General features: G+C 61.7%; 13 protein-coding genes and 1 pseudogene. 1 reads left to right on the plus strand and 13 read right to left on the minus strand.

The window, feature by feature from the left end; translation table 11 throughout:
- Positions 1 to 5: 5 nt before the first annotated feature.
- The 11 genes and pseudogenes from lpxA to NKG60_RS09700 form a co-directional block, all read right to left on the minus strand.
- A complete protein-coding gene (gene lpxA / locus NKG60_RS09650) occupies positions 6 to 839 on the minus strand; it encodes an acyl-ACP--UDP-N-acetylglucosamine O-acyltransferase (RefSeq protein WP_352474276.1) in 834 nt (277 codons plus the stop codon).
- Between the two features lie 13 nt (positions 840 to 852).
- On the minus strand, positions 853 to 1,317 hold the full coding sequence (gene fabZ, locus NKG60_RS09655) for a 3-hydroxyacyl-ACP dehydratase FabZ (protein ID WP_023674942.1): 465 nt from the start codon (positions 1,315 to 1,317) through the stop codon (positions 853 to 855).
- Positions 1,310 to 2,368: a UDP-3-O-(3-hydroxymyristoyl)glucosamine N-acyltransferase gene (lpxD, locus tag NKG60_RS09660; protein WP_352665085.1), complete on the minus strand. Its 1,059-nt coding sequence runs from the start codon at positions 2,366 to 2,368 to the stop codon at positions 1,310 to 1,312. The genes fabZ and lpxD overlap by 8 nt, the downstream gene beginning before the upstream one ends.
- Positions 2,369 to 2,516: 148 nt before the next feature.
- Positions 2,517 to 4,880: an outer membrane protein assembly factor BamA gene (gene bamA / locus NKG60_RS09665; protein WP_352665087.1), complete on the minus strand. Its 2,364-nt coding sequence runs from the start codon at positions 4,878 to 4,880 to the stop codon at positions 2,517 to 2,519.
- A 217-nt stretch (positions 4,881 to 5,097) separates the two neighbouring features.
- Positions 5,098 to 6,240 (minus strand): RIP metalloprotease RseP, encoded by a 1,143-nt coding sequence (rseP, locus tag NKG60_RS09670; RefSeq protein WP_352665089.1) that lies wholly within the window; start codon positions 6,238 to 6,240, stop codon positions 5,098 to 5,100.
- A 104-nt stretch (positions 6,241 to 6,344) separates the two neighbouring features.
- Positions 6,345 to 7,178, minus strand: a complete 834-nt coding sequence (locus tag NKG60_RS09675) for a phosphatidate cytidylyltransferase (protein WP_352665091.1) — start codon at positions 7,176 to 7,178, stop codon at positions 6,345 to 6,347.
- A 3-nt stretch (positions 7,179 to 7,181) separates the two neighbouring features.
- A complete protein-coding gene (locus tag NKG60_RS09680) occupies positions 7,182 to 7,904 on the minus strand; it encodes an isoprenyl transferase (protein WP_352665093.1) in 723 nt (240 codons plus the stop codon).
- Positions 7,905 to 7,936: 32 nt separating this feature from the next.
- A complete protein-coding gene (gene frr, locus NKG60_RS09685; RefSeq protein ID WP_084640965.1) occupies positions 7,937 to 8,491 on the minus strand; it encodes a ribosome recycling factor in 555 nt (184 codons plus the stop codon).
- A 91-nt stretch (positions 8,492 to 8,582) separates the two neighbouring features.
- The gene (pyrH, locus tag NKG60_RS09690) at positions 8,583 to 9,305 is read right to left on the minus strand and encodes a UMP kinase (protein WP_023674934.1); all 723 of its coding nucleotides are present in this window, start codon (positions 9,303 to 9,305) and stop codon (positions 8,583 to 8,585) included.
- A 132-nt stretch (positions 9,306 to 9,437) separates the two neighbouring features.
- Positions 9,438 to 10,542: pseudogene (locus NKG60_RS09695) on the minus strand (aldo/keto reductase).
- Positions 10,543 to 10,596: 54 nt separating this feature from the next.
- Positions 10,597 to 11,025 carry a nuclear transport factor 2 family protein gene (locus tag NKG60_RS09700; protein WP_352974886.1) on the minus strand — a complete coding sequence of 143 codons (429 nt, stop codon included), beginning with the start codon at positions 11,023 to 11,025 and terminating at the stop codon, positions 10,597 to 10,599.
- A gap of 114 nt (positions 11,026 to 11,139) precedes the next feature.
- On the opposite strand from NKG60_RS09700, the gene NKG60_RS09705 reads away from it, so the two are divergent.
- Complete coding sequence (locus NKG60_RS09705) at positions 11,140 to 12,078, plus strand: LysR family transcriptional regulator (protein WP_352666605.1); 939 nt, start codon at positions 11,140 to 11,142, stop codon at positions 12,076 to 12,078.
- Between the two features lies 1 nt (position 12,079).
- On the opposite strand, the gene tsf is transcribed toward NKG60_RS09705, so the two are convergent.
- Positions 12,080 to 13,003, minus strand: a complete 924-nt coding sequence (gene tsf, locus NKG60_RS09710) for a translation elongation factor Ts (protein WP_352666603.1) — start codon at positions 13,001 to 13,003, stop codon at positions 12,080 to 12,082.
- Positions 13,004 to 13,121: 118 nt separating this feature from the next.
- Positions 13,122 to 13,919: a 30S ribosomal protein S2 gene (gene rpsB / locus NKG60_RS09715; protein WP_031211288.1), complete on the minus strand. Its 798-nt coding sequence runs from the start codon at positions 13,917 to 13,919 to the stop codon at positions 13,122 to 13,124.
- Between the last annotated feature and the right edge of the window lie 24 nt (positions 13,920 to 13,943).

The following is a 13,943-nucleotide window of genomic DNA, read 5'->3' on the forward strand; positions in this document are numbered from 1 at the left end:
TGCCCTCAGTCTTCATCATCGGTATCGTCGCCGTCGCTACCCTTGAGCGACGGCACGGCGTAGTGCCGCTTGCCGCGACCGGCGATGAAGTCGACGATCTTCATGGCAGTCGGCGACGAGGCGAATTCCGCCTTGGCGAATTCGATGTTTTCGCCGACGGTCCGGGAGCGATCGAAGATCGTCTTGTAGGCTTTGCGCAGCAAGTGGATCTCCGAACGCGGCAGGCCGGCGCGCTTCAGGCCAATGATGTTGAGGCCGCGAAGGCTGGCACGGTTGCCAACGGCGATGGCGTAAGGAATGACGTCGCCGACGATCGCCGAGCAACCGCCGAGGAAGGCGTTATCGCCGATGCGGACAAACTGATGAACCGCGGTAAGGCCGCCGATGTAGACATTGTCACCGACTTCGCAATGCCCGCCTAACGTCGCTTGATTGGCGAAGGTGGCATTCTTGCCGACCACGCAGTCGTGGGCAATGTGGGCATAGGCAAGGAAATTGCCGTTGTCGCCGATCGTCGTCTCGCCGCGGCTGGAATCGGTGCCGACATGCATGGTGACGCCTTCGCGGATCGTGCAGTTCTCGCCGATCACCAGCGTGGTACGGCCGCCCTTGTGCTTGGTGTTCTGCGGCGGCCCGCCCAGTATCGCCATCGGATAGACCTTGGTCGATGCGCCGATGGTGGTCGCGCCAATCACCGAGACATGGCTGACCAGTTCGACGCGGTCGCCGATCACGGCGTCGGGGCCGACGTGACAGAAGGGCCCGATGCGGGCGCCTTCGCCGATTTGGGCGCCTGCCTCGATGACCGACGATGGATGGATGACTGTCTGGATTTTCATTAGCATTCGTTTGTCAGCCGCTTGCGACCATCATCGCCGAGATCTCGGCTTCCGCCGCCTTGGCGCCATCGACGAGGGCCTCGCAAGCGAATTTGAGAAGATTGCCGCGTTTCTTGATTTTCTTCACATGAATTTTCAACTGGTCGCCTGGAACGACCGGCTTGCGGAACTTGGCATTGTCAATGGTCAGGAAATAAACCAGCGACGGCTTTTCCGTACCAAGGCTGCGGATGCAGATGGCGCCGGCCGTCTGCGCCATCGCCTCGATGATCAGCACGCCGGGCATGACCGGCTGGTCGGGGAAATGACCTTGGAAATGCGGCTCGTTTATGGTGACGTTCTTGATGCCGATGGCGGATTCGTCGCCATCTATGTCGACAATACGGTCGATCATCAAGAACGGATAGCGGTGCGGCAGAAGCTTCATCAGCCGCATTATGTCAACCGCTTCGAGCGTCGCCGCTGCGATGTCAGCCATTTCCCCCCTCACCCTGTTTGCGCGTCCGTGCAAGTCTGCGCAAGGCCGCTATCTCGCGCATGGCTTCCGCCATCGGCTGCGCCGGATATCCTCCCCAAATCTCACCGGCAGGCACATTGCTCATAAACCCGCTTCTTGCCGCAAGCTTGGCCCCGGACCCGATGGTCAAATGATCCGCAAGGCCGACACCGCCACCCATGGTGACGTTGTCGCCTACCGTCACGGAACCGGAAATACCCGAAAGCCCGGCTATTATGCAATTGCGGCCGATGCGAACGTTGTGGGCGATCTGTACCAGATTGTCGATCTTGGTACCCTGGCCGATGATCGTGTCGGACATGGCGCCGCGATCGACGGTCGTATTCGACCCGATCTCGACGTCGTCCTGGATGATGACACGGCCGATCTGCGGAACCCGCTCCGGACCCTTGGCGCCGGCCACGAAACCGAAGCCATCCTGGCCGATCCTGGCACCGCCATGGATGATGACACGATTGCCGATCAACGCATATTGCACGCTGGCTCCTGGACCGACATAGCCGTCGCGGCCGATCTGCGAGGACGGACCGATGACCGCATGCGGGGCAATAACGGTCCCGCTGCCGATGGCAGCGCGCGGTCCGATGACCGCACCCGCTTCGATGATCGCACCGGGCTCGATATGGGCGGTCGCATCGATATGGGCGTGCGGCGAGATACCGGTTTCGCTGGTCATCGGTCCAGGCGTCGCAGCCGCCGGGAAAAGCAGGCGCCCGACCATTGCGAAAGCCTGCTGCGGGCGCGGATGCACCAGCACCGCAATGCCCGCCGGCGCCTTGCCGGCAAATTCGGCAGGGCAGAGAACCGCCGCCGCCCGCAGTGCCTGCATCAGCGCGAAATTGCGCCTGCCATCGACGAAGACAAGTGCGTTCTCGCCGCCTTCGTTGGCGGGCGCCAGAGCCTCGATCGAAACATCGGAGAGACCGGAATCGACAAGCGTCGAGCCGGTCAGATTCGCGACTTCGCCGGCCGTATACCGGCGTGAGGGCGCGAAGAACACCGGATCGGTCATTCCAGAAGCAATATCCAGCTAGCGCATGACCCCGAAATCGGAAATCGATCCTCGGAAAGGATCATGCGCAAATCAAAGTGCTACAACGTCGTTTGCGCGTCCGCTAGGACGCGCTGCGCTGTAGTTTCGGATCACTGCCATCCACGCATCAGAAGCGGGTCGATATGCCGAAGTTGAATTCCTGCACGTCGTCGGTCTTTTCCTTCTTGACCGGGATCGCATAGTCGATGCGGATCGGGCCGAAAGGCGATGCCCACATCATGCCGACACCGACGGAAGCGCGCCATTCCATGCCGGTTGTCGAAGAATTGACAAGGCCACTTGCGATTTTGCTGCCGTAGAGCGTTGCCGCATCGGCGAACACAGCGCCGCGCAAACCGAAGCTTTCGGGGATGACCGGCAGCGGGAACTGCGCTTCCGCCGAGGCATTGAAGTAGGTGGTGCCGCCGAGATGGTCATTGCTGTTGTCCGAAGCAACCGGGCCGATGCCGCCATATTCGAAACCGCGGATCATACGGTCGCTGCTCTGGAAATGGTCGAAGACGCGCAGATCGCCGTTGCCATACCCCTGGACATGGCCGGCGCCGCCCGAAATGAGGCCCACCAGATCCAATTGTTCGGATAGCGTCTGATAGATGCTGCCGCGCGCCGTGACCTTGATGAACTTGGCGTCGCCGCCGAGGCCGGCCACTTCCGTGCCGACATTGGCATAAATGCCGTCATGCGGGTTCTTCATGTCGTCGATCGTATTGTAGATCAGGCCGAGACTGACCGAAGACTTGAGCCATGGGCTCTCGTTAACGCCGTTTACGATCGCCTGGGAGACGTCGCAGGTGCCACCATTGATAATGGGAACGCAGCCCTCGTCGAACTTGTACTTCTCTTGCGAGATGTTGTACGCCAGCTGCGTCGAAATGTTGTCTGTGATTGGCAGGCCGAAGCGAACGGTCGCGCCCGTCGTGTCGCTGTCGTAATGGTCGTAGTTACGGCTCTGCTTGTAGATGTCGAAGCCGGCCGCGATGCGGCGTCCGAGGAAATAGGGTTCGGTGAAAGAGAAGCTGTAGTCGCGCGAGTTCTTGCCACCGCCCGCCGCCACCTTGATGAATTGGCCGCGACCGAGGAAGTTGCGCTCACTGATGGAGCCTTCGACGGACGGACCTGACGTTTCACCGCCGCTCGAATAACCGGCGCCAACGGTGAACTCACCGGTCGATTTCTCGACCACGTCGACCACCAGCACAACCTGGTCCGGCTCAGAGCCCGGAACGGTGGAAATTTCGACTTTCTCAAAATAATCGAGCGCTTCCAGCCGCCTCTTCGCGCGCTGGATGAGGACCTGATTGAAGGCGTCGCCTTCGCTGACATCGAACTCGCGGCGAATGACGTAGTCGCGCGTCCGATCGTTGCCGCGAATCTCGATGCGCTCGATGTAGGCCTTGGTACCCTGGTCGACCGTATAGACGACCGAGATCGTGTGATTCTCGAAGTTGCGGTCGCCGCGCGGCGTCACCTGGGCGAAGGCATAGCCGGATCCAGCCACCTTCTCGGTCAGCGCAATGATCGTGTCCTCGACGTTCTTGGCGTTGTAGACATCGCCCTTGTGCGTCTCGACCACCGATTCAAGCGACTTGCTGTCGACCTCGGGGATCGTGCTTTCGACGCTGACATCCCCGAACGTATAACGCTCGCCCTCCTGCACCGTGATGGTGACGGTGTATTTGTTGGTGGTGTCGTCGAGTTCGCCGACAGCCGAGACGACCTGGAAGTCGGCATAGCCGTGGTTGTAATAGAAGCGGCGCAGCAGCTCCTGGTCGGCGCGCAGCTTGTCCTCGTCATAGACGTCGTCGCGCAGAACGAACGACAGGAATGACGAGCGCTTGGTGGAGATGATGTCCGACAGCCGGCGGCTCGAATAGGCGCTGTTGCCGACGAAATTGATCGCTGCAATCTGGGTGCGGCCGCCTTCGTTGATGTTGAAGACCACGTTTACCCGGTTGTCGCCGAGATCCATAATCTGGGTGGTCACGGCGGCGTCGTCGCGGCCAATACGCCGGTATGCGGCCTTGACCGCCTCAACATCGGCGTCGAGCTGCTGTTGCGAGAAGGTGCCGCGCGGCTTCAATTGCACCGCGGCTTCAAGCGCGTTGTCCTTGAGCTTCTTGTTGCCCTGGAACAGCACCTGGTTGACGACCTGGTATTCGGAAACCTTGATGACCAGCGTCGATCCGACCTGGTTGATCTGCACGTCCGAAAACAGCCCGGTGCCAAACAGCGCCTTGACCGCATCGTCGATATCCGAACTTGAAAACGCCTTGCCGGGTTTGATCGTCACGTAATTGCGGATGGTGTCCGCGTCGACGCGCTGATTGCCGGTGACTTCGACTCTGGAGACGACAGCCGCCTCGGCGGCCGATGTGGCAACGAACTGCACTGCGAGCGCGCCTGGTACAACCAGAGCGGCGGACATAGCCACCGCGGACGCGGCGCTCAGAAACTTGGATGCTGCCTTCATCGGGCTTTTGTACCTTTTCTCGAAGTCCCCACGGCGAGAAAACCGGACGTGCGGTAATTTCCCCTACCGTATTAACCGGATTTTCCCTACACGCAAGGCTTCTGGTTAATTTGTATTTACTTAACCCTGTGGCGTGGCTTTCGCGTCACGCATATCCCCACGCATGGTAAACGGCGTCTCAACATTGCTCGTGCCGAAGCCAAATTCCTTCATGATTTCAGCACCCAAACAGATCGTTCCAGAAAACAAAGCCCATGAAGCCGAGCACCAATATGAGGCCGCTTCGGTAAGCCATTTCCATCATCCGTTCGGACACCGGCCGCCGGATGACAGCCTCCACGCCGTAGAACAGAAGATGCCCTCCGTCGAGGGGGGGAATCGGCAATAGGTTCAGAATCCCTATCCCGACTGACAGGAATGCAACAAGCTGCACGAGCCATTCAAAGCCGAGCTTTGCCGCCTGACCCGACATCTTGGCGATCTTGATGGGGCCGCCCAGCTGGCACTTGTCCTCGCGACCGACAACGAAACGTTGCAGGAACTGGCCGGTGCGCTGGATGACGTGACCGGTTTCCTGGACCGCTGCCCCGACCGCCCCGGCCGGGCTGTAGGTGATCAGCCGCGGTTGGCCGAGTTCCTTGTTGTTGACGACGCCGATCACGGCCACCTGGACCTTGTTGCCCAGTGCGTCTTGTTGTTCCATCAAGCGCGGCGTCGCCGTGACGGTGATTTCCTTGCCGGCGCGTAGCATGACGAAGGTGATGCTGTCGCCGGCGCGGCCAGAGACCAGACGCTGGACGTCGGCAAAGGTCTCGACCTTGCTGCCGTCGACGCTGACGAATCGGTCGCCGGGCATGATGCCGGCCGCGGCGGCCGGACTGCCGACGGTGACCTCGGCCACCATCGGCTCCAGCACGGGCCGGCCATGGACGGAAAACAGCACGGCAAAGACGGCGATCGTCAGCAGGAAGTTGAACAGCGGCCCCGCCACGACGGTCGCCGCACGCTTCCAGATCGGCTGCGTGTGGAAGGCAACCTTGCGTTCCTCGTCGCTCAGCGCCTCGATCTCCTCCGAGCTGGGCTGGCTCGACGTCGCGTTCATGTCGCCGACGAACTTGACATAGCCGCCGAGCGGTATGGCGCAAAGCTTCCAGCGCGTGCCGCGGCTGTCGTTGAAGCCTATGATCTCAGGGCCGAAACCGATCGAAAAGGCTTTTGCGCCGATACCGCACCAGCGCCCGACGAGGTAATGGCCCATTTCGTGGACGAAAACGACCACGGTCAGCACGAACAGGAAAGGCACCAGCGTGCCGAGGACAAAGCCCTCTGTGCTGAAAAGCGCGTGAAGAATCTCGTTCAACTCATGCCCTCAAATTCATCCACGGCACAGATCACGCCGCGACTGTGACATCAATCCAGGCGAATCCATGGCGCAGCCCCGCGCCGGCCCACCGACGATGCCGCTCAAACCGGAAACAGCCCCTGTGCCGGATGATCGGCGGTCGCGGAAATCCAGCCGATGACGTATAGGGCGACAGCCGCCGCGACAAGCCCATCGACCCGATCCATGATGCCGCCATGGCCGGGTATCAGCGTGCCGGAATCTTTACGGCCGTGGCGTCGCTTGACCCATGATTCGAACAGGTCACCGGCCTGCGCGGCGATCGAAAGCACCAGTGCGACCACGCCAAGCACGACGAGGTTGCCCGTTCCGGCTACGGCGGCCAGAAGCAGCCCGGCCACTACGCCGCCGACCACCCCACCGAGCGCCCCGCTCCGCGTCTTGCCCGGCGAGATCGACGGCGCCAGCCTTGGGCCGCCGACGGAGCGGCCGACGAAATAGGCAAAGATATCGGTCGCCCAAACCACGGCGAATAGGAACAGAATGGCCAGCAGCCCTGAATGGTCGCCGTCACGCAAGAAGGCCAGCGACAAGCCGGACACGGCCGCATAGGCAAGGCCGGATGCTTCCCACGGTCCTGCCCTGCGCATGGAGGAAGCGACGGCAGTGATAGCCACCAGAGCCGCGACGAGCGGCAGCAGCAAAGATGCAGGCAGGCCGGCGACAAGGGCACCAATAAAGACCACGATCAGCGCCGCGGGCAGAAAGCCGAGACCTGCCGTAGCACTAGCGCCCGCCGGGGCAACGGGGCGGCTCATCCGCGTCCACTCGTGGAAGATCGCCGCCGCCATGGCAGCGCAAAGCAACCGGAAGGACAGTCCGCCGAGCCAGGTCAGGGCAAGCGTGACGATGGCAAGCACGACGGCCGAAATGACCCGGAGTTGGAGGTTGCTCATTCCTCAGCCTGAGGCGACATCTTGGGCGGCAAGTCCGCCGAAGCGGCGCTCGCGGCCGGCGAAATCGCGCAGTGCATCGGACAGGTGCTCGCGACTGAAGTCGGGCCAGTAGCAAGGCAGGAAAACGAGTTCGCTATAGGCAGCCTGCCATAACAGGAAATTCGACAACCGAAGCTCGCCGCTGGTGCGGATGACCAGTTCCGGGTCCGGAATGCCCTCTGTATCGAGCGAGCTGGCAAAGGAATCGGCCGTGATCGCCTCGCTCTCGATCTCACCGCGCGCCACCGCCGCTGCGAGCTTGCGCGCGGTGCGCACGATCTCGTCGCGCCCGCCGTAATTGAAGGCAATAACCAGTGTCAGCGCCTCGTTGCGGAGAGTGAGCGTTTCGGCTTCCTCAAGCAGGCCCCTTATGTCGGGCTGCAGCCCTGCCCTGTCACCGATGACCCTGATCCTCACCCCACTCTGGTGCAGCTCGGCGAGGTCACGTCGGATGAAAAGCTTCAGCAGGCCCATGAGGTCGCTGACTTCGGATTTCGGCCGTGACCAGTTTTCCGACGAAAAAGCGTAGACGGTCAGGAAGGAGATGCCGAGGCCGGGGGCGGCCCGCACTGTCTTGCGCAGCGCCTCGACGCCGGCGCGGTGACCGGCCAGCCGCGGCAAGCCACGCGCCTTGGCCCAGCGTCCGTTTCCGTCCATGATGATCGCGACATGCGCGGGCGTTGCCATATTCTCGCTTCCGGGCCAGGCGTGGCCAGACCCTAGACCTGCATGATTTCCGCTTCCTTGTCGGAAAGCAGGTGGTCGATGGTGCTGATTGTCTCGTCGGTCAGTTTCTGAACCTGGTCGGCCCGTTTGCGATGGTCGTCCTCACTGATGTCGCCGTCCTTTTCCGCCTTTTTCAGAAAGTCCATGCCGTCCCGACGAACGTGGCGTGCGGCGACGCGGGCATTCTCGGCATAACCGTGCGAGATCTTGACCAGCTCCTTGCGGCGCTGTTCGTTGAGCTCGGGCAGCGGAATCCTGAGATTGGTACCGTCGACGATAGGATTGAAGCCGAGATTGGCTTCACGGATGGCGCGGTCGACTGCGCTGACCATCGACTTGTCCCAGACCGAAACCGAAATCATGCGCGGTTCCGGCACCGACACTGTTGCCACCTGGTTGATCGGCATGGTGGTGCCATAGGCCTGCACCTGGACGGCGTCGAGCAGGTTGCTCGACGCGCGGCCGGTGCGCAGCGAAGCCAGATCATGCTTGAACGCGGCGATCGCCCCGTCCATGCGCCGTTTGAGATCGTCGTACTCGCCACTCATCATCGTCTCCTCGACCCGTTAACCCGGGTTCACTGCTTAGGCCCTGTTCGAGCCTCATCCGCAACCGGTCCCTTTCGGGTTCATGGTCCGGTCAATCGTCTGCGACAACCGTGCAACGGCCGCCGCCCCTCAGGATATCGCCGAAACCACCCTTCTCGTGGATCGAATAGACGATTATCGGAATGTTGTTTTCGCGCGCAAGTGCAATCGCCGCCGTATCCATGATCGAAAGCCCGCGTTTGATGACTTCGTCATGGCTGATCCGCTCGAAACGTGTCGCGTGCGGGTCCTTCTTGGGATCAGCCGAATAGACACCATCGACCTGGGTGCCCTTGAACAGAGCATCGGCTCCGATCTCGGCGGCGCGAAGGGCTGCAGCCGAATCGGTGGTGAAGAACGGATTGCCGGTGCCGCCAGCGAAGATGACGACCTTGCCCTGGTTCATGTAGGCGGTCGCCTGACGCTGCGAAAAACTTTCGCAAAGCTCGGGCATGGCGATCGCCGACAGCACAACGGCGTCGACGCCGATCTTGTTGAGCGAGGTGCGCAGCGCCAGCGAGTTGATGACAGTGGCTAGCATGCCCATATGGTCGCCGGTAACGCGGTCGCCGCCCTTCGAGGCAACCGCGACGCCACGGAAGATGTTGCCGCCGCCGATGACGACACCGACTTCGATGCCCAGTGCGCGGGCCTCGGCGATGTCGGCGGCGATGCGGTCGACCACCGATACGTCGATGCCGAAATGCTGCTCGCCCATCAACGCTTCGCCCGATGCTTTCAGCAAGACACGTCGGTAGAGGGGCTTCACCGTCATCTGGTCCTCGTCATCGTGCGTGTGACGCGTTTCGGTGCGCCCCGAACCACTGGGCGTTCCGATACACGAAGGGCGCCGCGATGTCACGCGGCCCTCGAGCCGGAAACTTGAGATAGTCGCCCGGGATAGCCGTCAGCTCACGCCGGCAAAAGTGCCTTGCATGAACAGGTCCGGCAGATAACTTGCCGGCTTACCGCCCACCGCCTGTCCACCGGTCAGGCCGCCTTGTTTCAGGGCCGAAGAACGAATACGGAAAGGGCGTGACCGGCCGGCTCACCTCATCGAGCCGTGCCCGAAGATCTTCGGGAATGTCGAAATCAAGCGCGCTGAGATTGTCCTTGAGCTGGTCAAGCCTGGTGGCGCCGACGATGACGGACGCAATGCCTGGCCTGTTTGCCGTCCAGTTCAGGGCGACCTGAGCCATGCTGCGGCCGAGCTGGCCGGCAACCGTCTCCAGTTCGGCCACGATTTGCCAGTTGCGATCGGCGAATTTCTGGAAACCGGGATTGGTCGAACCACGCATTGTCTCCAGCCGGCCACCATCCTTGACGATTGTATCGAAACGGTATTTTCCGCTGAGCAGGCCGCTGGCCAATGGACTCCAGACCATGATTCCGGCGCCATAGCGCGTGCCGAACGGCACGAACTCGTGCTCGATGTTGCGCTCGGCCAGCGAATATTCGAGCTGAAGCGCCGAAACCGGTTCATAGCCGCGCTGCTCGGCGACCGCCTGCGCCCGGCTTGCGTACCAGGCCGGCACGTCGGACAGACCGACATGCCGGATCTTTCCGGCGCGCACCAGATCGTCCAGCGTCCGCATCACCTCCTCCGGTGGTGTCAGCCTGTCCCAGGTATGGAGGATGTAGAGGTCGATGTAGTCGGTGCCGAGCCGCTTTAGCGAACCGTCTACCGCTCGCAGGATGTTCTTGCGGCCGTTGCCGCCGGCGTTCGGATTGCCCGGTTCGGCGTTGTAGGTGAATTTGGTACTGATCACCGCCTTGTCGCGCAGCCCACGCTCGGCGATGAATTCGCCGAGCCACGTTTCGGCCGTGCCACCGGTATAGAGATCGGCGGTGTCGAAGAAATTGCCACCGGCTTCGACATAGGCATCAACCAAGGCGCGCGCGGTTTCCTTCTCCGCGCCCCAGCCCCATTCCGTGCCGAACGTCATGGTGCCGAGCGCCAGGCGGGTGACACGCAGCCCGCTGTTGCCGAGCGTGTAGTAGGACATGGTCATGGATTTCTCCTGAAGTTTGAAAAGCGGGATTGAGGTCTTGCCTGGGATACGCAGTCAGGCCTTGGCCAGCGCATCGACCACCACCTGGAACCGGCGCGGATCGAAATAATCGTGGTAGGCGCTGATCAGACCGCTCTTGAAGCGGAAAATCGCGATATTGCTGTTGGTGTATTCAGTGCCGCCGATCAGCACCGCGCGGTTCTTGTACTCAACGACGATCGCGTCCGAATCTACTGCCGGATAGATGGCTGTCAGCTGCGAATCGAAAAATTCGAAATTGCCGAAGAGGCCTCGGAAGGCCGCCAGGATCGCGGCCTTGCCATCGATGCTGTTTCCAAATCCTGCCGGCGGGTAGAAGATAAGGATTCGGCCGTCTTCAGCCCAAAGGTTGCCCCATGCCTCAATGTCCTTGCGGTGCATCAGATCAAAGAATTTACGCACGGTCTCGAGATTACGGGTTCGTTCGGAATCGGGGTCGGTCATTGGACATCTCCTTGGCTGCTCGGCGATTGCCGTGTGATGCAGCCAAAGATGCGCCCTCCTTTCCCCACCGATAAGATTGCATTATCCGCATGCACTATGCGATATCATGCATGAATGGATCGCGATCTGCTTAGCCACCTACCTATAATCGTTGCCGTCGCGCGGCGTGCCGGCTTCGCGCCGGCAGCCGCCGAGCTCGGCATGAGCCCGTCAGCGGTCAGCCATGCGGTTCGGCTGGTGGAGGAGCGGATCGGCCAGCCGTTGTTTGCCCGCACCACGCGCAGCGTCTCGCTGACCGAGGCTGGCACCGCGCTTGTCGCTGCGGCGGAGCCGGCACTGGAGGACATTGCCGACCGGATCGAACGTATCCGCTCTGTCAAAGGCCGGGCAAGCGGACTGCTCAGGATCAACGCGCCGCGTTTGGCGCTGCCTCTGGCGCTGACGCCCATCCTGACGGTGATGGCGGAACGTTACCCTGACGTGACGGTGGAGATCGTCACCGACGAACGTCTGAGCGATATCGTCGGCGAGGGTTTCGACGCTGGCATCCGGCTGGGCGAGATGATCGCCGAGGATATGGTGACGGTGCGGCTGACTCAGCCGTTCCGGACGACCATTGTCGCCTCTCCGGCTTATGTCGGCCGCCACGGAAAGCCGCGAACAATTGCGGATCTGTCCACCTGCAACTGCATCGGCTATCGGCTGTTGCGATCACGTGCGCTCTATCGCTGGGATCTGTCCGATCAGGGCAAGGATATCAGCGTCGAGACACGCGGCAGCGTGGTCGTCAGCGATCCACTGTCGGCAAGGGAAATGGCGCTTGCCGGCATCGGCCTCGCCTATCTGTTCGAGCCGCTTGTCAAGCCCGACATCGAGGCAGGCCGGCTGGTCGAAGTCCTTGGCGAGGCATCGATCGAGGAGCCGGGACTGTTCCTCTATTTCCCGCGCCGCGCCGCGATGGCCCCGAAACTCCGCGCCTTTATCGACACCGCGCAAGAAATCGGCCGGGCATCCTCGCGGACACCCGGCCGAAAAAACCTTTTAAAGGAATAGTTTACTTCTTGACCGCTGCCGCGACTTCCGCCGCGAAATCGGTCTCTTCCTTCTCGATGCCCTCACCGAGCGCGAAGCGCAGATAGGCAGCGATTTTGGCTGGCGCGCCGATCTCGCTTTCGGCATCCTTCAGCGCCTTCTCGACGGTAATGTCGGGATTGAGCACGAAAGCCTGCTTGAGCAGCACGACCTCTTCGTAGAACTTGCGCAAACGGCCCTCGACCATCTTCTCGATGATCGCTTCCGGCTTGCCGGACTGGCGCGCCTGGTCGGCGAAGATCGCCTTCTCGCGTTCCACCGCGGCCGGATCGAGCTGTTCGGTGGTCAAGGCCATCGGATTGGTGGCAGCGACATGCATGGCAACCTGACGGGCGAAGGCGTTGGCGGCATGCGCGTTGCCTGTCGTCTCGATGGCCACCAGCACGCCGAGCTTGCCAAGGCCGTCGGCGACCGCATTGTGAACGTAGGTTGCGACAGCGCCGTGCTCGACGGTGAGCTTGGCCGAGCGGCGGAAGCCCAGATTCTCGCCGATGGTGCCGACAGCGTCCTTGATGGTCTCGGCGACCGACTTGCCCGAGCCCGGATAGGGAGCGGCGGCAACGGCCTCGGTCTTGCCGCCATAGGCAAGCGCGACCTTCGCGACATTGGCGACGATCTCCTGGAACGCAGCATTGCGCGCAACGAAGTCCGTCTCGGAATTGACCTCGACGATCGCTGCCTCGCGGACGCCGGAATCGACGCCGATCAGGCCTTCGGCAGCGGTACGGCCAGCCTTCTTGTCGGCCTTGGAAATGCCCTTCTTGCGCAGCCAGTCGATGGCTTCTTCCATGTTGCCGTTGGTTTCGTTCAACGCCGCCTTGCAGTCCATCATGCCCGCGCCGGTCAAGTCGCGGAGTTCTTTGACCTGTGCAGCCGAAATGCTCATTGTTGCCTCTTTGTCTAAATGCACCGACGCACCATCGATTTTCGATGATGCGCCTGGTGCGGTAGCGCTTACCGCGCCAACATATTGGAAAGATGAAGGCCGCAGCCGGCCTTCGCTACTATGCTTCCGGCGTCTGGGCTGCCGGGCTCTCGGCGGCCGGGGTCTGATCGAGCGCCGGCTCGACCGGAGCCTCGACCGATGCGCCGATATCGACACCGAGCGCGCCCTGCTGACGGGCGATGCCGTCGATAGCTGCCTTCGCGATCAGATCGCAATACAGCTGGATGGCGCGGGCCGCGTCGTCGTTGCCGGGGATCGGGAAGTCGATCTTGTCCGGGTCGCAGTTGGAATCGATGATGGCAACGACCGGGATGCCGAGACGCTTGGCCTCGAGAATCGCGATCGCTTCCTTGTTGGTGTCGATCACGAACATCAAATCGGGCGTCGAACCCATATCCTTGATGCCGCCCAGCGCCTTGTCGAGCTTCTCACGCTCGCGGTCGAGGTTGAGGCGCTCCTTCTTGGTCAGGCCCTGAGCCTCGCCGGCCAGCATTTCGTCGAGCTTGCGCAGGCGCTGGATGGAATTCGAGATCGTCTTCCAGTTTGTCAGCATACCGCCGAGCCAGCGCGAGTTGACATAGTACTGGGCCGAGCGCTGCGCGGCATCGGCGACGATGTCGGAGGCCTGGCGCTTGGTGCCGACGAACAGCACGCGGCCGCCCTTGGCAACAGTGTCGGAAACCTGCTTCAGCGCCTGGTGCAGCAAAGGCACCGTCTGCGAGAGGTCGATGATGTGGATGTTGTTGCGGGCGCCGTAGATATAGGGCGCCATTTTCGGGTTCCAGCGGTGGGTCTGGTGGCCGAAGTGAATGCCAGCTTCCAATAGCTGGCGCATGCTGAAATCAGGCAGAGCCATTCTTATTTCCTTTCCGGTTAGCCT

The organism is Mesorhizobium sp. M1428, from assembly GCF_040317515.1.
Taxonomy (GTDB): domain Bacteria; phylum Pseudomonadota; class Alphaproteobacteria; order Rhizobiales; family Rhizobiaceae; genus Mesorhizobium.

What these genes read in the sequence shown, in the direction of transcription:
- lpxA (WP_352474276.1), bottom strand. Translation starts at nt 839, where the DNA reads ATGAAAATCCAGACAGTCATCCATCCATCGTCGGTCATCGAGGCAGGC.
- fabZ (WP_023674942.1), bottom strand. Translation starts at nt 1,317, where the DNA reads ATGGCTGACATCGCAGCGGCGACGCTCGAAGCGGTTGACATAATGCGG.
- lpxD (WP_352665085.1), bottom strand. Translation starts at nt 2,368, where the DNA reads ATGACCGATCCGGTGTTCTTCGCGCCCTCACGCCGGTATACGGCCGGC.
- bamA (WP_352665087.1), bottom strand. Translation starts at nt 4,880, where the DNA reads ATGAAGGCAGCATCCAAGTTTCTGAGCGCCGCGTCCGCGGTGGCTATG.
- NKG60_RS09675 (WP_352665091.1), bottom strand. Translation starts at nt 7,178, where the DNA reads ATGAGCAACCTCCAACTCCGGGTCATTTCGGCCGTCGTGCTTGCCATC.
- NKG60_RS09680 (WP_352665093.1), bottom strand. Translation starts at nt 7,904, where the DNA reads ATGGCAACGCCCGCGCATGTCGCGATCATCATGGACGGAAACGGACGC.
- frr (WP_084640965.1), bottom strand. Translation starts at nt 8,491, where the DNA reads ATGAGTGGCGAGTACGACGATCTCAAACGGCGCATGGACGGGGCGATC.
- pyrH (WP_023674934.1), bottom strand. Translation starts at nt 9,305, where the DNA reads ATGACGGTGAAGCCCCTCTACCGACGTGTCTTGCTGAAAGCATCGGGC.
- NKG60_RS09700 (WP_352974886.1), bottom strand. Translation starts at nt 11,025, where the DNA reads ATGACCGACCCCGATTCCGAACGAACCCGTAATCTCGAGACCGTGCGT.
- NKG60_RS09705 (WP_352666605.1), top strand. Translation starts at nt 11,140, where the DNA reads ATGGATCGCGATCTGCTTAGCCACCTACCTATAATCGTTGCCGTCGCG.
- tsf (WP_352666603.1), bottom strand. Translation starts at nt 13,003, where the DNA reads ATGAGCATTTCGGCTGCACAGGTCAAAGAACTCCGCGACTTGACCGGC.
- rpsB (WP_031211288.1), bottom strand. Translation starts at nt 13,919, where the DNA reads ATGGCTCTGCCTGATTTCAGCATGCGCCAGCTATTGGAAGCTGGCATT.